This is a genomic window from Xanthomonas sp. NCPPB 2632 (assembly GCF_041228075.2).
In the GTDB taxonomy this organism is placed as follows: domain Bacteria; phylum Pseudomonadota; class Gammaproteobacteria; order Xanthomonadales; family Rhodanobacteraceae; genus Luteibacter.
The window spans coordinates 560,754-578,698 of record NZ_CM192979.1 but is presented as its reverse complement, the minus strand read 5'-3'; the positions used below and the strand labels follow the sequence as shown (position 1 = coordinate 578,698).

The 17,945-nt window shown below is 66.8% G+C and carries 17 protein-coding genes; 13 read left to right on the top strand and 4 right to left on the bottom strand.

Going from position 1 to position 17,945, the window contains the following annotated elements:
- The first annotated feature begins 165 nt into the window (after nucleotides 1–165).
- From AB8808_RS02560 to accC, 6 genes are all read left to right on the top strand, one after another.
- Nucleotides 166–2,427 carry a protein-disulfide reductase DsbD family protein gene (locus AB8808_RS02560; RefSeq protein WP_369926483.1) on the top strand — a complete coding sequence of 754 codons (2,262 nt, stop codon included), beginning with the start codon at nucleotides 166–168 and terminating at the stop codon, nucleotides 2,425–2,427.
- Nucleotides 2,424–2,963 (top strand): TlpA family protein disulfide reductase, encoded by a 540-nt coding sequence (locus AB8808_RS02555; RefSeq protein ID WP_369926481.1) that lies wholly within the window; start codon nucleotides 2,424–2,426, stop codon nucleotides 2,961–2,963. Before AB8808_RS02560 ends, AB8808_RS02555 begins: the two co-directional genes overlap by 4 nt.
- Nucleotides 2,964–2,983: 20 nt before the next feature.
- Nucleotides 2,984–3,538, top strand: coding sequence for a DUF1415 domain-containing protein (locus tag AB8808_RS02550; protein WP_369926479.1), 555 nt, complete (start codon nucleotides 2,984–2,986; stop codon nucleotides 3,536–3,538).
- A gap of 129 nt (nucleotides 3,539–3,667) precedes the next feature.
- Nucleotides 3,668–4,117 (top strand): type II 3-dehydroquinate dehydratase, encoded by a 450-nt coding sequence (aroQ, locus tag AB8808_RS02545; RefSeq protein WP_036137924.1) that lies wholly within the window; start codon nucleotides 3,668–3,670, stop codon nucleotides 4,115–4,117.
- A gap of 62 nt (nucleotides 4,118–4,179) precedes the next feature.
- Nucleotides 4,180–4,641 carry an acetyl-CoA carboxylase biotin carboxyl carrier protein gene (gene accB / locus AB8808_RS02540; RefSeq protein WP_036137926.1) on the top strand — a complete coding sequence of 154 codons (462 nt, stop codon included), beginning with the start codon at nucleotides 4,180–4,182 and terminating at the stop codon, nucleotides 4,639–4,641.
- Between the two features lie 10 nt (nucleotides 4,642–4,651).
- Nucleotides 4,652–6,016 carry an acetyl-CoA carboxylase biotin carboxylase subunit gene (accC, locus tag AB8808_RS02535; RefSeq protein WP_369926476.1) on the top strand — a complete coding sequence of 455 codons (1,365 nt, stop codon included), beginning with the start codon at nucleotides 4,652–4,654 and terminating at the stop codon, nucleotides 6,014–6,016.
- A gap of 238 nt (nucleotides 6,017–6,254) precedes the next feature.
- Here the strand turns inward: accC and prmA are convergent, their stop codons facing one another.
- A complete protein-coding gene (gene prmA, locus AB8808_RS02530; protein ID WP_369926475.1) occupies nucleotides 6,255–7,154 on the bottom strand; it encodes a 50S ribosomal protein L11 methyltransferase in 900 nt (299 codons plus the stop codon).
- Nucleotides 7,155–7,216: 62 nt separating this feature from the next.
- Between prmA and AB8808_RS02525 the strand changes: the two genes are divergently transcribed.
- From AB8808_RS02525 to purH, 3 genes are all read left to right on the top strand, one after another.
- The gene (locus AB8808_RS02525) at nucleotides 7,217–8,026 is read left to right on the top strand and encodes a zinc-ribbon and DUF3426 domain-containing protein (RefSeq protein WP_369926474.1); all 810 of its coding nucleotides are present in this window, start codon (nucleotides 7,217–7,219) and stop codon (nucleotides 8,024–8,026) included.
- A gap of 177 nt (nucleotides 8,027–8,203) precedes the next feature.
- Nucleotides 8,204–8,485 (top strand): helix-turn-helix domain-containing protein, encoded by a 282-nt coding sequence (locus tag AB8808_RS02520; protein WP_369926472.1) that lies wholly within the window; start codon nucleotides 8,204–8,206, stop codon nucleotides 8,483–8,485.
- 71 nt (nucleotides 8,486–8,556) lie between these two features.
- Complete coding sequence (purH, locus tag AB8808_RS02515; protein WP_369926470.1) at nucleotides 8,557–10,146, top strand: bifunctional phosphoribosylaminoimidazolecarboxamide formyltransferase/IMP cyclohydrolase; 1,590 nt, start codon at nucleotides 8,557–8,559, stop codon at nucleotides 10,144–10,146.
- Here the strand turns inward: purH and AB8808_RS02510 are convergent.
- Complete coding sequence (locus AB8808_RS02510; RefSeq protein ID WP_369926468.1) at nucleotides 10,118–11,116, bottom strand: bile acid:sodium symporter family protein; 999 nt, start codon at nucleotides 11,114–11,116, stop codon at nucleotides 10,118–10,120. The two genes, purH and AB8808_RS02510, sit on opposite strands and share 29 nt — an antisense overlap.
- Before the next feature lie 92 nt (nucleotides 11,117–11,208).
- On the opposite strand from AB8808_RS02510, the gene AB8808_RS02505 reads away from it, so the two are divergent.
- Both AB8808_RS02505 and AB8808_RS02500 read left to right on the top strand, forming a co-directional pair.
- Nucleotides 11,209–12,099, top strand: a complete 891-nt coding sequence (locus AB8808_RS02505; RefSeq protein WP_369926466.1) for a LysR family transcriptional regulator — start codon at nucleotides 11,209–11,211, stop codon at nucleotides 12,097–12,099.
- A 44-nt stretch (nucleotides 12,100–12,143) separates the two neighbouring features.
- Entirely contained in the window at nucleotides 12,144–12,842 is a 699-nt protein-coding gene (locus tag AB8808_RS02500; RefSeq protein WP_369926464.1) for a glutathione S-transferase, read from the top strand.
- A 67-nt stretch (nucleotides 12,843–12,909) separates the two neighbouring features.
- Here the strand turns inward: AB8808_RS02500 and AB8808_RS02495 are convergent, their stop codons facing one another.
- Nucleotides 12,910–13,434, bottom strand: coding sequence for a DUF2782 domain-containing protein (locus tag AB8808_RS02495; protein WP_285405131.1), 525 nt, complete (start codon nucleotides 13,432–13,434; stop codon nucleotides 12,910–12,912).
- Nucleotides 13,435–13,530: 96 nt separating this feature from the next.
- Here AB8808_RS02495 and polA point away from each other — a divergent pair, with 96 nt between their 5' ends.
- Both polA and AB8808_RS02485 read left to right on the top strand, forming a co-directional pair.
- Nucleotides 13,531–16,266 carry a DNA polymerase I gene (gene polA / locus AB8808_RS02490; RefSeq protein WP_369926462.1) on the top strand — a complete coding sequence of 912 codons (2,736 nt, stop codon included), beginning with the start codon at nucleotides 13,531–13,533 and terminating at the stop codon, nucleotides 16,264–16,266.
- Between the two features lie 423 nt (nucleotides 16,267–16,689).
- Entirely contained in the window at nucleotides 16,690–17,346 is a 657-nt protein-coding gene (locus tag AB8808_RS02485; RefSeq protein ID WP_285405128.1) for a VOC family protein, read from the top strand.
- A gap of 52 nt (nucleotides 17,347–17,398) precedes the next feature.
- On the opposite strand, the gene AB8808_RS02480 is transcribed toward AB8808_RS02485, so the two are convergent.
- Nucleotides 17,399–17,935, bottom strand: a complete 537-nt coding sequence (locus AB8808_RS02480) for a hypothetical protein (protein ID WP_285405126.1) — start codon at nucleotides 17,933–17,935, stop codon at nucleotides 17,399–17,401.
- Nucleotides 17,936–17,945 lie beyond the last annotated feature (10 nt).

Here is a 17,945-nt window from a genome sequence, read left to right as displayed (position 1 = left end):
TTTAGCCAGAAGAATGCGTCAACCGGAAGTCTTTCTGGATGCTCGACAGATGGCGGCGCGGACGTCGGGTTCAAGGGCGCGGGCGGAAAATAGTTACCCGGACGCGCGTGCAAGCCAGACCGGGCTGGCCCGGTCATAATGTCCAACGCCTTCCCGGAGAGTCCCATGCCGTCGCTATCCCGCTTCACGCGGAACCTCGTCGCCCTCGTCCTGCTGCTCGCCACGCTGCCCGCGCTCGCCCAGGATGCCGAGGACGGCCTGCTGCCGGTCACCCAGGCGTTCCAGCTCACCTCCGATGCCAGCCAGCCGGGCACGGTGAAGCTGCACTGGCGCATCGCGCCCGACTATTACCTCTATCGCGGGCGGATCGTCATCAAGCCGACCGACCCGACGACCCTGACACTCGGTACCCCGGCGTTGCCCGACGGACTGAAGAAGCACGACGAATACCTGGGCGACGTGGAGATCTACCACGGCGACATCCAGGCCACCTTGCCCTATACGCTGGCCGATGCCGCGACGAAGACGGTGGCGCTGGACGTCCAGTACCAGGGCTGCCACGAGGTGGAGCCGAAGATCTGCTACCCGCCGCATACCGAGCACCTCAAGCTCGCCGTCGGCGCCCCCTCGACGATCCCGGCGGCCCATACTGCGGCGCCGGCGACAACGACGGCAGCCACGGCACCCGGCGCCGGCGCCGCGCTACTCGGCAGGCCCGCCGCGCTGCCCGGGACGGATGCCCAGGCCCTCCCGGCCGACCAGGCGTTCCGCTTCGAGGCGCTGGTCAAGGGTGGCAACGCCCTGCTGCTGCGCTGGACGATGCCCAAGGACTATTACCTCTACCGCGACAAGACCCAGATCAAGGTCGTGTCGCCCGCCGGGGTCACCGCCGGCGAGCCCGACTGGCCCAGCGGCACGGCGCACCACGACGAGCATTTCGGCGACACCATCGTCTACTTCGACCAGGTGGAACTGCCGGTGCCGCTGGCAGGCGCCGCGAAGGACGGCAAGCTCCAGCTCGAGGTGGCCTACCAGGGCTGCCTGGAAAACGGCATCTGCTATCCGGTGATGACCCGCCGCCTCGATGTCGACCTGGCCACCGGCGCCGTCATCGTCGCCGCACCGGCCAGTGCGACGACCGGCACGCCGGCGACGACACCCGCCGACGTCGCTCCGACACCGCCGCCCAAGGACCTGATCCCGGCCGGCACGGATGCACCGGTCGGCATCCTCGCCGCGATCGGCCTGGCCCTGCTCGGTGGCCTGGTCCTCAACCTGATGCCCTGCGTCCTGCCGGTGCTTTCGCTGAAAGCCATCACCGTGCTGGAAAGCGGCGAAAGCCCGACCGCGGCGCGCAAGCACGCCCTCTGGTACACCGCCGGCGTGCTGGTCGCCTTCGCCGCCCTGGGTGTCGTCATCGTCGGTATCCGCGCGGCCGGACACGGCATCCAGTGGGGTGCGCAGTTCCAGCAGCCGGTCGCCATCGGGCTGCTGGTCTACGTCATGCTCGCCGTCGGCCTTTCCATGTCGGGTGTGTTCGAGATCGGCGGGTCGCTGGGCAACCTGGGCAGCGGCCTCGCCTCGCGCTCAGGCCCCTCGGGCGACTTCTTCACCGGCGTGCTGGCCGTCGTGGTGGCCAGCCCGTGCACGGCGCCGTTCATGGGTTCGGCCATCGCGTTCGCGTTCGCCGCATCCGTGCCCGTCGCCTTCCTGATCTTCCTCGCCCTGGGCCTGGGCCTCGCCCTGCCCTTCCTGCTGATCGGTTTCGTGCCGGCCATCGCCCGGCTGCTGCCGCGGCCGGGTCGCTGGATGGAGACCCTGAAACAGGCGCTGGCCTTCCCGATGTACCTCACCGCCGTGTGGCTGCTGTGGGTGCTGACCAAGCAGCGCGGTGCCGATGCGACGGCCCTGGTGCTCGCCGGTGCCGTGCTGCTGGCGATGGCCTTGTGGTGGTACGGCCGCAGCCGCCGCGCGGGGCTGTCGTGGGTATTCACGGCCTTGCTCACCGCCGGCGCGCTGGCCGCGCTGTGGATGGTGCACGGCTTGCCGGCCGCCACCGCGTCGGCGACGGCGACCGACGGCTCGGTGCCTTACTCGCCGGCCAGGCTAGCGGAACTGCGCGCGGCCGGCACGCCCGTGCTGGTCGACATGACCGCCGACTGGTGCATCACCTGCAAGGCGAACGAGAAAGCCGTGCTGGACACCGATGCGTTCAAGGACCTGCTCAAACGCACCGGCACCGTCTACATGAAGGGCGACTGGACCGACGTGAACCCGACCATCGCCGCATTCCTAGAGCAATACCATTCCGTCGGCGTGCCCCTCTACGTCGTCTATCCCAAGGGGGGTGGCGACGGCCGGAAACTGTCCACCGTGCTCACCTACGACACCGTGGCAGGTGCGCTCGATACCGCGTCGCACCCATGACGCGAGGGCCGACGTTCTGGATCGTCGTGCTGGCCATCGCTGGCGCGGCGCTGGGCGGGTATGTCGAGCACCGCCTCCAGGACCCGCCACCGCCCGAGGGCGTAACGGTGGCCGGGCCGGGAGATTTGCCGCCCGACGCCGTCTACGTCGGTCTGGAGGGCACGGCGCATCGCCTGTCCGAATGGCGTGGCAAACGCATCCTGGTCAATTTCTGGGCGTCGTGGTGCGCGCCTTGCCGTCGTGAGATGCCCTTGCTGGACGCTGCCCACGATCGCACGGGCGCCCGCGCCTCGGGCGTCGTCATCCTTGGCGTGGCCGAGGACACCGCAACGGATGTACGCCGCTACCTTGCGCAGCAGCCCGTGGCCTATCCGATCCTGCTGATCGACGGCCAGGCACCCGGCGGGTCGCTGTCGCTGGGCAATACCCGCAGGGTGCTGCCTTACAGCGTGCTCATCGGCGAAGACGGCCGCATCCTGAAACGCCGGGTGGGCGCACTCAGTCAAACCGATATCGACGCGTGGCTCGCGCCCTGACCCTACGGAGACCCTGCCCCATGGACCCCATGCCCACCGCCGACGAGACGATCGAGGCCACCCGCCAGTGGCTCGAACGCGCCGTCATCGGCCTCAACCTGTGCCCCTTCGCCAAGGCCGTGCACAAGAAGGGCCAGGTCCGCTTCGTGGTCAGCGACGCCGAGCAACCGCTGCCATTGCACGACGAACTGGTTCGCGAACTGAAGTTCCTGCGCGACACCGATCCGGAAGTGGTCGACACCACGCTGCTGATCCATCCCTGCGTGCTGGGCGACTTCATGGACTTCAACGATTTCCTGGAGATCGCCGACGACACCGTGGCGGAGCTGTCGCTGGACGGCCAGATCCAGGTCGCCAGCTTCCATCCGGACTTCCAGTTCGAAGGCACGGCGCCCGACGACATCACCAACTACACCAATCGCTCACCGTTCCCCACCCTGCACCTGCTGCGCGAGGCCAGCATCGACCGTGCCGTGGCCGCGTTCCCGGATGCGGCAAGCATCTTCGAAGCCAACATGACCACCCTGGACGCACTCGGCCACGACGGCTGGCGCGCGCTCTTTCCCAAGGCCTGACCATACGGCGGCGTCTGGAAAGTCGCTATCTCCAGCGAACTGCGCCGATCTTCACCGAACTGGACAAGGCCGGGCGACAGGCGCACACTGCGCGGCGTTCCGGAACTCCGGACCCAAGGCAGGTGAACAGTGGCCAGGATCCTCGTCCTTCACGGACCCAACCTCAACCTCCTCGGCGTACGCGAGCCCGCGGTGTACGGGCGCGAAACGCTCGCCGACATCAACAACTCGCTGCAGGCGCGCGTGCAGGGCACCGGCCACGACATCAGCTGGTTCCAGTCCAACGCCGAGCACGAGCTGATCGCGCGGGTCCACCAGGCCCGCGACGAAGGCATGGCCTGGATCCTGATCAATCCCGCCGCGTTCACCCATACGTCGGTGGCGCTGCGCGACGCCTTGTCCGGCGTGGCCATCCCGTTCATCGAGATCCACCTGTCCAATCCGCATGCGCGTGAGCCGTTCCGGCACCATTCCTACCTGTCCGACATCGCCGCCGGCGTGATCTGCGGCTTCGGCGGCGACAGCTACCGCCTGGCGCTGGAAGCGGCGTTGCTGCGCCTGGCCGTGCCCGCCGCCTGACACCCCCCTTCGCGGCGCGCCTTCAGGCGCCCGCACCTCCACCACCGACTAAGGGTTGCCCCATGGACCTGCGCAAGATCAAGAAGCTTATCGACCTGCTCGAGGAATCGAACCTCGCCGAGCTGGAAATCAAGGAAGGCGAAGAAGTGGTTCGCCTGTCGCGCGTGCCCAAGGGCACCGCCGTCGCCCAGCCGATGTACGCGGCACCGCCCCCGCCGGCGCCTGTCGCCGCCGCACCGGTAGCCGCCGCTGCCGCGCCCGCTCCGGCCGCCGAACCCGGCCTGCCTGCCGGCCATGTCGTCAAGGCGCCGATGGTCGGCACGTTCTACGCCGCCTCCACCCCCGGCTCACCGGCGTTCGCCAGCGTGGGCCAGCAGGTCAAGGCCGGCGAAACGCTGGGCATCATCGAAGCCATGAAGATGTTCAATCAGATCGAAGCCGACGTGGCCGGTACGGTCGTCGCGGTCCTGGTCGAGAACGGCCAGCCGGTCGAATTCGACGAACCGATGTTCGTCATCGCCTGAGGCCACACCCATGCTCGAGAAGGTCGTCATCGCCAATCGCGGCGAAATCGCGCTGCGTGTGCTGCGCGCATGCCACGCGCTGGGCATCAAGACGGTCGCGGTGCATTCCACCGTGGACCGCAACCTGAAACATGTCGGCCTGGCCGATGAATCGGTGTGCATCGGCCCAGGCCCCTCCGCCGACAGCTACCTCAACATCCCGCGGATCATCGCCGCCGCCGAGATCACCGACGCCGGTGCGATCCATCCGGGGTACGGCTTCCTGTCCGAGAACGCAAACTTCGCCGAACAGGTCGAGCAGTCGGGCTTCATCTTCATCGGCCCCACCGCCGACGTCATCCGCCTGATGGGCGACAAGGTCGAGGCGATCCGCGCCATGAAGGCCGCCGGCGTGCCGTGCGTGCCCGGCTCCGGTGGCCCGCTGGGCGACGACGTGGACGAGAACGCGCGTATCGCGCTGGAGATCGGCTACCCGGTCATCATCAAGGCGTCCGGCGGTGGCGGCGGTCGCGGCATGCGCGTCGTGCGCACCGAGGCCCACCTCGCCAACTCCATCGTCATGACCAAGCAGGAAGCCAAGGCGGCTTTCAGCAACGATCAGGTGTACATGGAGAAGTTCCTGGAAAATCCGCGCCACGTGGAGATCCAGGTGCTGGCCGACGGCCAGGGCAATGCCGTCCACCTGGGCGAACGCGACTGCTCGATGCAGCGCCGTCACCAGAAGGTGGTGGAAGAAGCCCCGGCACCCGGCATCACGCCGGAACTGCGCGCGGAAATCGGCAAGGTCTGCGTCGATGCCTGCCTGCGTATCGGCTACCGCGGCGCGGGCACGTTCGAGTTCCTGTTCGAAGGTGGCCGTTTCTACTTCATCGAGATGAACACCCGCATCCAGGTGGAGCATCCGGTGACGGAGCTGGTCACCGGCATCGACCTCGTGCGCGAGCAGCTGCTGATCGCCGGCGGTGAGAAGCTGTCCATCCGCCAGGAAGACATCGTGCTCACCGGCCATGCCATCGAGTGCCGCGTCAACGCCGAAGACCCCGACACCTTCATGCCCAGCCCCGGCACGGTGAAGCGTTTCGAGGCGCCGGGTGGCCCTGGCGTGCGTGTGGATACCCATCTTTACGACGGTTACCGCATCCCGCCCAACTACGACTCGATGATCGGCAAGATCATCGTGCACGGCCCCGACCGCGCCACCGCCATCGCGCGCATGCGCATGGCACTGAACGAGACGGTGATCGAAGGCGTGAAGTGCAACATCCCGCTACAGCAGCGCATCATGGCCGACGTCGGCTTCCAACTCGGTGGACAGAACATCCACTACCTGGAGAAGCGCATGGCCGAACAAAAGGAAACGCCGCCCTCGGTGTGATACGAGAATCCCGCCAAAACGGCGGGATTTTTTTTGCGTTGCGCACCGGCAAGCGTGCGGCCCGCCACCCGCCACCCGCGACCGCACCGCCAGCGCCAGCGCCACGGTTGTAGGAGCGCACGATGTGCGCGACATGTGTCGAGGCCAAGACATGGAGCTGGCGCGCCAGCCCATGGTCACCGCGAAAACATGTCGCGCACATCGTGCGCTCCTACGCCACGCGGATCACCTGGGGTGATCAACGCCTGCGAAGGCCACTGATGCGAACCCAATCTTCCAGCTGGCGGATTTCCAGGTTGTCGAACCATTCCGCATAGCGCGTCAGCAGTTCCTCGTGCTGGCCGAAGAGGATGCCCGAGATCGCGAACGGCGCGCCCGGCTTCACGGCCGCGGCGAAGGTCGGCGCGAGATCGCCGAGGGGGCCGGCAAGGATGTTCGCCACCAGCACGTCGGCGAGTTCGACCGGTGCTTCGCCTGGCAGGTAGACGGCCAGGTCGGCCTGTACGCCATTGCGCTCCGCGTTGTCGTGCGAGGAGACGATGGCCTGCGGGTCGTTGTCGATGCCCACGGCACGCGCTGCGCCCAGCTTCAGTGCGGCGATGGCGAGGATGCCCGAGCCGCAACCGAAGTCCAGCACCGACTTGCCGGCCAGCTGCTGGCCGTCCAGCCACTCCAGGCACATCGCCGTGGTCGGGTGCGTGCCGGTGCCGAAGGCGAGGCCGGGATCGAGGCGAACGACCACGATGTCGCCATCGACCGGCGGTTCGATATTCGACGGATACACCCACAGGCGACGACCGAAGGGCATCGGCTTGTAGTCTTCCATCCACACACGCGTCCAGTCCTGGTCGCCCACGTCACGCCATGCGATCTGCGCGGGCTCGATGAAGGGCAGGTCGTCGGCGATCGCCGCCGTGAGGCCGCGACGATCGGCGTCCGCCTCGAACAGCGCGTTCAGCACGATCTGGTTCCACAAGGGCAGCTCGCCCACGCCCGGCTCGAAGATGGCTTCCTCGTCGGGCGTTTCGGCATCCGCATCCTGCAAGGTGATGGACAGCGCGCCCAGGTCCTCCAGCGCGGCTTCGACGCGCGGCTGCTCGGCGGCGCGGATCGTCAGGGAAAGTTCGAGCCAGGGCATCGTGTGGCCAATCGGTGGACGGGGGAGACGATTCTAGCGGGCCCGCACGTTATGATCGAACGATGTACACGCAGTGTCCCGAGTGCCTCACCGTCTACAAGCTCGACGCCGCGGCGCTCGTGCCCGCCTACGGCTGCGTGCGTTGCGAGCATTGCGACACGGTATTCAACGCGCTCGGCACCCTGGCCGGCCAGCTGCCGCCCGAGCCGTTCACGCGGCTGGACGAACACGCGCTGGACCGCGAGCCGCCGACGGCCGGCGTGGCGGTATTCCGCCCCCGCGCGCTGCCCGACGAGCCTTTGCCGGCTACTCCCGCGCCCACGGACGACGAGCCGGGCGACGACGCCACCGACTTCTCCGGCCTCACCTTTACGCCGCGGTTCGCGCGGCGGCCTCGGCATTCCTGGCGCACCGCCATGTGGGTGGTCATCTGCGTGGCGCTGATGCTGGGCCTGGGCGCGCAACTGGCCTGGGCCAAGCGCGACGTGCTCGTCGCCGATCCGACCATGGGCCCGCTGCTGGCGGCCGGCTGCGCCGTCGTCGGCTGCCACCTGCCGCTGGTCGCGGCGCCATCCCAGTTCCGCCTGCTGGCGCGCGATGTCGAGCAGCATCCCTCCGTGCGCGACGGCCTGCTGATTACCGCCAGCGTCCGCAACGACGCCTCGTTCGCGCAGCCCTACCCCGTCGTCACCATCGTGCTTGCCGACGCCAACGGACAACGCCTGGCCATGCGGCGATTCCAGCCGGCCGATTACGTCGGCGACGCGGATGTGCGCGAGCGCGGCCTGCCTGGCGGGGCCACTACCGCGATGGTGTTCGAGGTGCAAGACCCGGGCCAGCGCGCGGTCGCCTTCGCGTTTTCGTTCGACTGAACCGGCAAATAAATTTTCTTTTTGCAAGCCTGCACTTCACCGCCCGGGACGAGTACACTCGGTTCCCTTCGCGACGTCAGACCCCCGTTCACGGCGTGTCCCAGTCGTAGCCCAAGCGACCATCATCATCAAGAACCGACCGAGGACCCGCGCCCCGGCCTGCGAGAGGGGAATGCCTTGAACGCTGTGAGACTGACTGCCGGCGAGGCCGCCAACGAGACCTCCATGCAGAGCGCCCTCAGCGAATGTGTCAGCCGCACCGTACTTCGTTATCTCGCCGACATCGGTGACACCGAAGGTGGTGAAGGCCTGCATGCCCTGGTCATCCGCGAGGTCGAAGGGCCGCTGCTGCGCGAGGTACTGGCCTTCCACGAAGGCAACCAGAGCCGCGCCGCCGTCGCCCTCGGCATCAATCGTGCCACCCTCCGCAAGAAGCTGGCGGCCCACGGCCTGTCCTGAGTGCCGCCACGGCCAAGCCGCACGGCCATCCGGGCGGCTATAATGGAGCGCTTTCCGCCCCGGAAGTGCCCATGCCCACGCCCGATCTCGTTCCCGTACGCCGCGCGCTCGTCAGCGTTTCCGACAAGCAGGGCCTGACGGAACTCGGCCGCCGCCTCGCGGCCGCGAACATCGACATCCTCTCCACCGGCGGCTCCGCCAAGGCACTTCGCGACGCAGGCATCCCCGTGCGCGACGTGGGCGATCTCACCGGCTTCCCGGAAATCATGGCCGGTCGCGTGAAGACCCTGCACCCGCGCGTGCACGGCGGCCTGCTCGGCCGCCGCGGCACCGACGACGCCGTGATGGCCGAACACGGCATCCTGCCGATCGACCTGCTGGTGCTGAACCTGTATCCGTTCGAACGCACCGTGGCCGATCCCGCGTGCTCGCTGGACGACGCGATCGAGAACATCGACATCGGTGGTCCCGCCATGTTGCGTGCCGCCGCCAAGAACTGGAACGACGTCGGCGTGCTGACCGACCCCGCGCAATACGACGCCGCGCTCGCGGAGATCGAAGGCCAGGGCGGCTTGTCCCGCGCCACGCGTTTCGCGCTCTCGGTGGCTGCGTTCAACCGGGTGTCCAGCTACGACGCGGCCATCAGCGATTACCTGTCTGGCGTCACCCTCGACGACACGCACACCGCCGTCGCCTCGCGCGCCGAATTCCCGCAGCAGTCCAACGGACGCTTCGTCAAGGTCATGGACCTGCGCTACGGCGAAAACCCGCACCAGTCCGGCGCGTTCTATCGCGACCTGTACCCCGCGCCCGGCACGCTCGCCACGTTCCGCCAGCTGCAGGGCAAGGAACTATCGTTCAACAACATCGCCGATGCGGATGCCGCGTGGGAATGCGTGCGCCAGTTCGATGCGCCGGCCTGCGTCATCGTCAAGCATGCCAACCCCTGCGGCGTCGCCGTCGCCGCCGACCCGCTCGCCGCCTACGAACTCGCCTATGCCACCGATCCCACCTCGGCCTTCGGCGGCATCATCGCGTTCAACCGTCCGCTGGATGCGGCCACGGCGAAGGTGATCCTGAAACGCCAGTTCGTCGAGGTGCTGATCGCCCCGGCGGTGGATGCGGGCGCGGTGGAGGAAGCGACGAAGAAGGCGAACGTGCGGGTACTCGAGATCCCCCACGGTGACGGCCGCAATACGCACGACGTGAAACGCGTCGGCTCCGGCCTGCTGGTGCAGACCGCCGATCATCGCCAAGTGGGCCGCGACGAGCTGACCGTGGTCAGCAAGCGTCAGCCCAGCGCACAGGAAATCGACGACCTGCTGTTCGCCTGGCGCGTGGCCAAGATGGTCAAGTCCAACGCGATCGTCTACGCGAAGGACAACCGCACGGTGGGCATCGGCGCCGGGCAGATGAGCCGCGTGGTCAGCGCGAAGATCGCCGGCATCAAAGCCGAGGAAGCCGGCCTTACGGTGCCCGGCAGCGCCATGGCCTCGGATGCGTTCTTCCCCTTCCGCGACGGCATCGACGCCGCCGCCGCCGCGGGCATCCGTGCGGTCATCCAACCCGGTGGTTCCATGCGCGATAGCGAAGTGATCGCCGCCGCGGACGAGAACGACATGGCGATGGTGTTCACGGGCGTGCGCCACTTCCGGCACTGAGGTCCTGCACCGGGTCGCGGCGCAGTGCATAGCGCCGCGCCAGCACCGCGCAGGTCATCAGCTGGATCTGGTGGAACAGCATGATCGGCAGCACGATCAGTCCCAGCGGATGGCCGGCGAACAGCACCTTCGCCATCGGCACGCCCGAAGCCAGGCTTTTCTTCGAGCCGCAGAAAACGATGGTGATCTCGTCTTCCGCGGCGAAGCCGAGCGCCCGCGCCCCGTAGCGCGTGGCCAGCAGCGCACAGGCCAGCAGCACGATGTTCACCACGACCAGCCCGCCCAGCACCCGCGGTGGCAACTGGTGCCATAGCCCCTGCAGCACCGCCGCGCTGAACGCGGTATAGACCACGAGCAGGATCGAACCGCGATCGACATAGGTCAGCAACGTGGCGTGCCGACGCACCCAGCCACCGATCCAGCGCTGCGTCACCTGCCCGGCCACGAACGGCACGAACAGCTGCAGCACGATGGCCCCGACCGAGTGCCAGGACAGACCGCCCTGCCCGGTGCCGGCGATCATCGCGCCGACCAGCAGCGGCGTGATGAAGATACCGAGCAGGCTCGACGCGGACGCCGAGACGATCGCCGCGGGCACGTTGCCCCGCGCGATCGAGGTGAACGCGATGGACGACTGGACGGTGGAGGGCAGCGTGCACAGGAACAGGATGCCCAAGTAAAGGTCTGGCGTGACCAGCGGCGACAGGATGGGCTTCAGCAGCAGGCCAAGCAGCGGAAACAGCACGAACGTGCTGGCCAGCACCGTCAGGTGCAGGCGCCAGTTCGTCATGCCCGCCACCACGGCCTCGCGGGACAGCTTGGCGCCGTGCAGGAAGAACAGCAGGGCGATGGCGATGTCGGTCACCACCTCGAACACACCGGCTGCGCTGCCGCGGCAAGGCAGCAGGCTGGCCAGGATCACGGTGGCGATCAGGGACAGGGTGAATCCGTCGGGAAGGAAACGGCGCATGGCGATGGCCTGGGAGTAACAAGGCACCTATTGCAGCGCCGGCCACTTGATAAGGCAAATCGTTTTATCTGATCCGGTGATACATTAATCGCATGAATGTCTCCCTGCGCCAGTTGCGTGCGTTTCTCGCTGTCGCCGACCAGCGGCATTTCCGGCGTGCGGCCGAGACACTGCATCTCACCCAGCCGGCCGTCAGCCGCCTGGTCGCCGACCTGGAAAGCGAACTGGATGTCCGCCTGTTCGATCGCAGCACCCGCGAAGTCGTGCCGACCGAGGCCGGCCGATACCTGGAACAGGCACTGGCACGCGTGCTCGACGAACTGGACGGCGTGCTGGCGCATGCGCGCACCCAGGCCGATCCGTTACGCGGCCGTGTGCGCCTCGCCGCGGTACCCACCCTGGCGGCCGGGCTGGTGCCACCCTGCATCGCCTGGTGCGCGCGGCACCACCCGGCGCTGGAGATCATCCTGCGCGACCAGAACCAGGCCCAGGTGCTGGATGCCGTGCGTGGCGGCGAGGTGGACTTCGGCCTGACGGTGGAGCCGGCCACGGTGGAGGAATTCGACACCGAGACCCTCATGCACGACCCGTTCGTCGTGGTCTTGCCACCGGATCATGCCTTCGCCACGCGTCGCACCGTGCCATGGGAGGCGCTGGCCGACCAGCCGCTGGTGCTGCTGGATCATGCATCGGGCAGCCGCCGCCTCATCGATGCCGCTTTCGCGAAGGCGAACATCCCCATGCGGGTGGTACTCGAGGTAGGTCATCCCCATACCGCCTTCCGCATGGTGGAAGCGGGGCTCGGCATCACCGTCACGCCCCGGCTTTCGCTGGACGCCCTGCGTTCCGGACTGGTCACCGCGCCGCTCACGCCACGCCGCGGCCGCGCGGTGACACTGGTGCGACGTCGGGCACGCTCGCTGTCGCCCCCGGCGCAGACGGTATGGGAAGCCTTTCGCGACATCGCACTCACGCGGACTTAAACGAAGGGTGCGCATGCTCGGCGCTTTACCGCAGGAGCCCGCCGATGAGCTACGCGCTTTATTACTGGACCGGACTGCAGGGCCGTGGCGAATTCGTCCGCCTGTGCCTGGAGGATGCCGGCGCCACGTATACCGATGTGGCACGCATCGAGGGCGACGACGCGATGACGCCCTTCCTCGAAGGCCAGCACGAGGGGGCGCTGCCGTTCGCGCCGCCGTTCCTCAAGTCGGGCCACCTGGTGATCGCACAGGTCGCCAATATCCTGCAGTACCTCGGCCCGCGGCACGACCTGGTGCCGGAAAGCGAGTCCAGGCGCCTGTACGCCCATCAACTCCAGCTGACCGTCAGCGATATCGTGGCCGAGGCGCACGATACGCATCACCCGGTATCCACGGCACAGTATTACGAGGACCAGCGCGACGAGGCGAAGAAGCGAGCGAAGGATTTTCGCGAGCTGCGTATTCCCAAATACCTGGGCTATTTCGAGAAGGCACTGGAGCGTGGCGGCGGCCGGTTCGTGCTGCACCAGCATTCGTACGTGGACCTGTCGTTGTTCCAGCTGATGACGGGACTCGAATACGCCTTCCCGAAGGCCATGGCGAAACAGGCGCTGCCGTTGCTGCGCGACCTGGCCCGCCGTGTGGCGGACCGCCCGAACATAGCCGCCTACCTGGCCTCCGATCGCCGCATGCCATTCAACACCACGGGTATCTTCCGCCACTACCCCGAACTGGACGGCTGAGCGGCCTACCAGGCATCGCCAGCGTCATGCCCCCCGATCCAGAGAGCATGACGCTGGGGCCCATCGGTCAATTCCTGTCGACGGGCTTGGGCGCCGCGCCCCATTCGTACACCTTGTAATAAACCGGATTGACCGGACCGTTCTTCGGGTCGTTGTGCAACTTGCCGTCCGGGTCGGCCATGTACGTCTGCGGCACGCCGTTCTTGGGCGTCACCACGACCATGAACAGCCGGCCACCCGTACGGTATTCCTCAACACGGTCGTCGCCCTGCTGGCGCACGGTCACCTGCGGCGCCTGCTGGCCGCGCGCGTCCACTGCGCCGTGGTCCTGCATGGCCGGCAGGTCCACCGGAGAGCGAACGCCCTGGGCATCGGAGGTAGCCGGGGTGGACTTGCCGTCCTGCGCCTCGTCGTACGTGACCGGGCGGTCCACGGGCTTCTGGCCCGAGCGGTCCGGCTCACCGGGTTTGACGCCCGGATCGTTCAGGCCCGGCGGCGGAGGCAGCGGCGCGAACTTCGTGGCGGTCTGGGCGAAGGCGGGCAGCGCCAGGGCGAGGGCAAGCGCAGCGACGAGGATGGGCGAGCGGTTCATGGGAAGTCTCTCCTGGCGGGGTGCCGAGAATAGCAAGGCGACAGCGGCTTTCCACGTGAACAAACCCTGCGCGACCGGCCATGAGAGAATCCGGGGATGCCTACACTCACGCTCATCGACGGGTCCTCGTACCTGTACCGCGCCTTCCACGCGCTGCCGCCCCTGACCAACGCCTTCGGCGAGCCCACGGGCGCACTGTTCGGCATCGTCAATATGTTGCGCACGACGATGAAATCCGGCCCCGACTACGTGGCGTTCGTCTGCGATGCGCCCGGGCGCACGTTCCGCGACGATCTTTACCCGGAGTACAAGGCCAACCGTCCGTCGATGCCGGACGACCTGCGCGCCCAGGTCGAGCCCATGATGAAGATCGTCGGGGCGCTCGGCTTCCCCATCCTGTGCGTGCCCGGCGTGGAGGCCGACGATGTGATCGGCACGCTGGCCCGCCAGGCCGCCGAGCAGGGTATCGACACGATCATCTCCACGGGCGACAAGGATTTCGCGCAGATGGTCGGCAAGCACACGCTGCTGATCAACACGATGACCAACACCACGCTGGATACCGACGGCGTGATCGCAAAATTCGGCGTGCGCCCGGACCAGATCGTCGATTACCTCTCGCTCATGGGCGACAGCATCGACAACGTGCCGGGCGTGGAAAAATGCGGCCCGAAAACCGCCGCCAAGTGGCTGGCCGAGTACGGCAACCTCGACGCCCTGCTCGCCAACGCCGACAAGATCGGCGGCAAGATCGGCGAGAACCTGCGCGCGGCCATCCCGCGACTGCCGCTATCGCGCGAACTGGTCACGATCCGCACCGACGTGCCGCTGGAATTCGCCCCCGTGGACCTCGCCCTGCGCGATCGCGACGTGGAAGCACTGCGCGAGCTTTATGCGCGCTACGACTTCAAGGCGGCGCTGAAGGATCTCGACGCCGGTGTCGACGCGCCGGTGCGTGGTGCCGGGGCCATCGCCGCTTCGCCGGCCGGCGCGCTCGTCGCCACCCCCGACGCGTCGCTGTCGCACGCGGGCGAGTACGAACTGGTGCTCACCGAGGCCCGTTTCGCCGCGTGGCTGGAGAAGCTCGAGACTGCCACGCTGATTGCCTTCGACACGGAAACCACCAGCATCGATGCGATGCAGGCGGAGATCGTCGGCGTCTCGCTCGCGGTGGAGCCGGGCAAGGCGGCCTACATCCCGCTCACCCACGATTATCCCGGCGCGCCTGCGCAGTTGCCGAGGGATCACGTGCTGGGTGCGCTCAAGCCGATCTTCGAAGACCCGCGCCGGCGCAAGGTGGGCCAGCACGGCAAGTACGACATCAACGTGCTGTCGCACTACGGGATCGAACTGCGCGGCCTGGCGCACGACACCATGCTGGAGTCGTACATCTTCAACGCCACCGCCACGCGCCACGACATGGATTCCCTGGCGCAACGTTACCTGGGCTACACCACGATCAAGTACGAGCAGGTGGCCGGCAAGGGCGCCAAGCAGATTCCGTTCTCGCAGGTGGACTGCGACACGGCCTGCCGCTACGCCGCGGAGGATGCCGACATCACGCTGCGCCTGCACCACGCACTGTGGCCGAAGCTGGAAGCCGAACCCTCGCTGCGTGCGGTCTACCAGGACATCGAGATCCCGCTGGTGCCTGTACTGGCAAAGATGGAGCGCACCGGCGTGCTGATCGACGCGCACGTGTTGCGCCTGCAGAGCCAGCAGTTGGGCAAGCGCATGCTGGAGCTGCAGACGCTGGCCCACGCCTCGGCGGGTCACGAGTTCAACCTGGATTCGCCCAAGCAGCTGCAGGCCGTGTTGTTCGACGAACTGGGCCTGGCCGCGAAGGTCAAGACACCCACGGGCCAGCCGTCCACGAACGAGGAAGCCCTGGAGGCGATCGCCGAGACCCACGAGCTGCCGCGCTTGATCCTGGAGTACCGGGGCCTCGCCAAGCTGCGCTCCACGTACACCGACAAGCTGGCCGGCATCGTCAATCCGCGCACGGGCCGCGTGCACACCAGCTATCACCAGGGCGCCGTGGCCACCGGCCGGCTGAGTTCGTCCGACCCCAACCTGCAGAACATCCCCGTGCGCACCGAGGAAGGCAGGCGCATCCGCCAGGCCTTCGTCGCCCCGCCCGGCTGGCGCATCGTCGCGGCCGATTACTCGCAGATCGAACTGCGCATCATGGCCCACCTGTCGGGTGACGAAGGCCTGGTGCGCGCCTTCCGCGACGGCGGCGACGTGCACCGCGCCACGGCGGCCGAGGTGTTTGCCGTGCCCGCGGCGGAGGTCACCACCAACCAGCGTCGCGCCGCCAAGGCGATCAACTTCGGCCTGATGTACGGCATGAGCGCCTTCGGACTGGCCAAGCAGCTCGGCGTGGACCGTGGCGAAGCGTCCGATTACATGGCCCTGTATTTCGCCCGCTACCCGGGCGTGCGTGCCTTCATGGATGCCACGCGCGAGCAGGCGCACCGCGACGGCTTCGTCCAGACCCTGTTCGGCCGCCGCCTGTACCTGGACAACCTCACCTCCCGTAACCAGGCCTTCCGTGCTGGCGCCGAACGCGCGGCCATCAACGCGCCCATGCAGGGCACCGCCGCGGACATCATCAAGCGCGCCATGATCGTCGTGGCCGCGTGGATCGCCCCGCGCGACGATGTACGCCTGCTCATGCAGGTGCACGATGAACTGGTCTTCGAAGTACGCGAGGACGCGGTTGACGAGATCCGGGCCGGCATCGAAACGCACATGACGGCGGCCGCCACGCTCAGCGTGCCCCTGCAGGTGGACATCGGCGTGGGCGCGAACTGGGACGAGGCGCATTGAGCCTACCTACAACCGATTGATTGGGAAGGGGAAATAATTATTCCCCAACTTTCTTTCGGTCAGACTGAAACTTTGTCCGTATTCGGGCGTCTATATATTCGGGCGCACGCAACGGCGTCCCATCGGTGGGTTCCACCTCCCTGGGACCACCCTCAGGACGACCCGATCATCCCCTGGATCGGGTTATCCACCCCACCCCGGCGGCTCCCCTGGCCTCCGGGGTTTTTTTTGGTCCTTCACCATGACCGTGAAAGGCGGCGCGAATCGTCTTGAAGACGTATTCGAGGCCGTGAACACGGCGTCCGCTCAGTGAACTGGCCAACGACACGGTTGCCACTAGCCCAAACAACTGCGCGTTTTGGCGGCGACGTTGATACAGCCCATAATTGGGCGATCACATCACAGGACTAAAGGGAATCGACGATGGAACTGGATCACATTTTTATCTGTGTGGATGATGACGGTCGAGGCGCTGATGCGCTGACAGCCCTTGGACTCATCGAAGGAGCACCGAACACACATCCAGGCCAAGGCACTGCCAATCGGAGATTCTTCTTCCGAAATTCTTTCATCGAGCTTTTACATCTTGTCGATGAGTCAGAAGCTCAAAGTCAGTTAACAGCACCAACCCAGCTCTTTGATCGCTTCAAGTGCGCGGATGGAGTCGCCGCGCCCTTCGGCGTTTGCTTCAGACCATCCACCGCAGGCGAGAAGCCAGCATTTCCGGCTTGGGAGTATCGACCTGTTTACTTACCACCTGCCCTGAAAGTCGACGTGGGATATGCGCCTGTATCCGAACCGATGTGGTTTTTTCTTTCGTTTGCCAGGAGACCCGATGAGGCTCCGATTGAGCGCGCCCAGCCGTTAGAACACGCCAACGGCTTTCGCGACATGACATCTGTACGGGTTACCACCCCCTACAGCCAGGCTTTTTCTGCACCCGCCAATTGCGCAAACCAGCTGCAAGGATTTGACATTGCTCATGGCGATGAGCATCTAGTCGTATTGGAAATCGATCATGGCGCAAGCGGCCAGACACACGACTTACGTCCAGGGTTACCGATGATTATAAACTGGTGATGTAAAGCCAAGTCATACGTAAAAAAGCTTTTTTTGGTGCTGGGGCCGCCGCTCACGGATCGAGGCGTACCCAGCGTTTGTCGACTTTCGCGCAAACGTGGTCGCCACCGCTCGGGCAGAGGCCGAGCCGGCCGGATGTCTGTGCGGCGTTGATCTGCTTCACCCAGCGCGTGGCACGCGATGCCTCGTGTGCTTCCCATAGCGCATAGCCCGCGACGCCGATCAACGCGACCGACCCCAGCGCCGACACAGCGAACGCCTTCCACGCAAAAGCCGCCTGCAGCTTGCCCACCGAAAGCATGCGCGCCTCAAGCCGCTGGGCCGCACCCTCCAGCCGACGTTCCGATGCGCGCACCACCTCGCTAAATCGCTCGATCGCCTTACGGGTGCCGCCGTCCAACGCGTCGCTGGCCGCGCGATGCACGCCCGCCGATACCTGCTCCGAGGCCGCCAGCGATTGTTGCGCCTGCAGGCCCATGGCCTGGCTCGCGCGCATCGTCTCGCGTGCCACCCCGTCCATGCGCTTCTCAATCCGGTCCGTCACCGCCGCCAGTTTCACCGTCAGCGACCTCACATCCTTTTCGTCCATGTATCGCTCC

Bases quoted from the DNA above. Each gene is read 5' to 3' on its own strand.
- AB8808_RS02495 (WP_285405131.1), bottom strand. From the start codon at position 13,434: ATGAACCGCTCGCCCATCCTCGTCGCTGCGCTTGCCCTCGCCCTGGCG.
- AB8808_RS02550 (WP_369926479.1), top strand. From the start codon at position 2,984: ATGGACCCCATGCCCACCGCCGACGAGACGATCGAGGCCACCCGCCAG.
- AB8808_RS02555 (WP_369926481.1), top strand. From the start codon at position 2,424: ATGACGCGAGGGCCGACGTTCTGGATCGTCGTGCTGGCCATCGCTGGC.
- purH (WP_369926470.1), top strand. From the start codon at position 8,557: ATGCCCACGCCCGATCTCGTTCCCGTACGCCGCGCGCTCGTCAGCGTT.
- AB8808_RS02485 (WP_285405128.1), top strand. From the start codon at position 16,690: ATGGAACTGGATCACATTTTTATCTGTGTGGATGATGACGGTCGAGGC.
- prmA (WP_369926475.1), bottom strand. From the start codon at position 7,154: ATGCCCTGGCTCGAACTTTCCCTGACGATCCGCGCCGCCGAGCAGCCG.
- AB8808_RS02510 (WP_369926468.1), bottom strand. From the start codon at position 11,116: ATGCGCCGTTTCCTTCCCGACGGATTCACCCTGTCCCTGATCGCCACC.
- AB8808_RS02480 (WP_285405126.1), bottom strand. From the start codon at position 17,935: ATGGACGAAAAGGATGTGAGGTCGCTGACGGTGAAACTGGCGGCGGTG.
- AB8808_RS02500 (WP_369926464.1), top strand. From the start codon at position 12,144: ATGAGCTACGCGCTTTATTACTGGACCGGACTGCAGGGCCGTGGCGAA.
- AB8808_RS02505 (WP_369926466.1), top strand. From the start codon at position 11,209: ATGAATGTCTCCCTGCGCCAGTTGCGTGCGTTTCTCGCTGTCGCCGAC.
- accC (WP_369926476.1), top strand. From the start codon at position 4,652: ATGCTCGAGAAGGTCGTCATCGCCAATCGCGGCGAAATCGCGCTGCGT.
- accB (WP_036137926.1), top strand. From the start codon at position 4,180: ATGGACCTGCGCAAGATCAAGAAGCTTATCGACCTGCTCGAGGAATCG.
- AB8808_RS02560 (WP_369926483.1), top strand. From the start codon at position 166: ATGCCGTCGCTATCCCGCTTCACGCGGAACCTCGTCGCCCTCGTCCTG.
- AB8808_RS02525 (WP_369926474.1), top strand. From the start codon at position 7,217: ATGTACACGCAGTGTCCCGAGTGCCTCACCGTCTACAAGCTCGACGCC.
- polA (WP_369926462.1), top strand. From the start codon at position 13,531: ATGCCTACACTCACGCTCATCGACGGGTCCTCGTACCTGTACCGCGCC.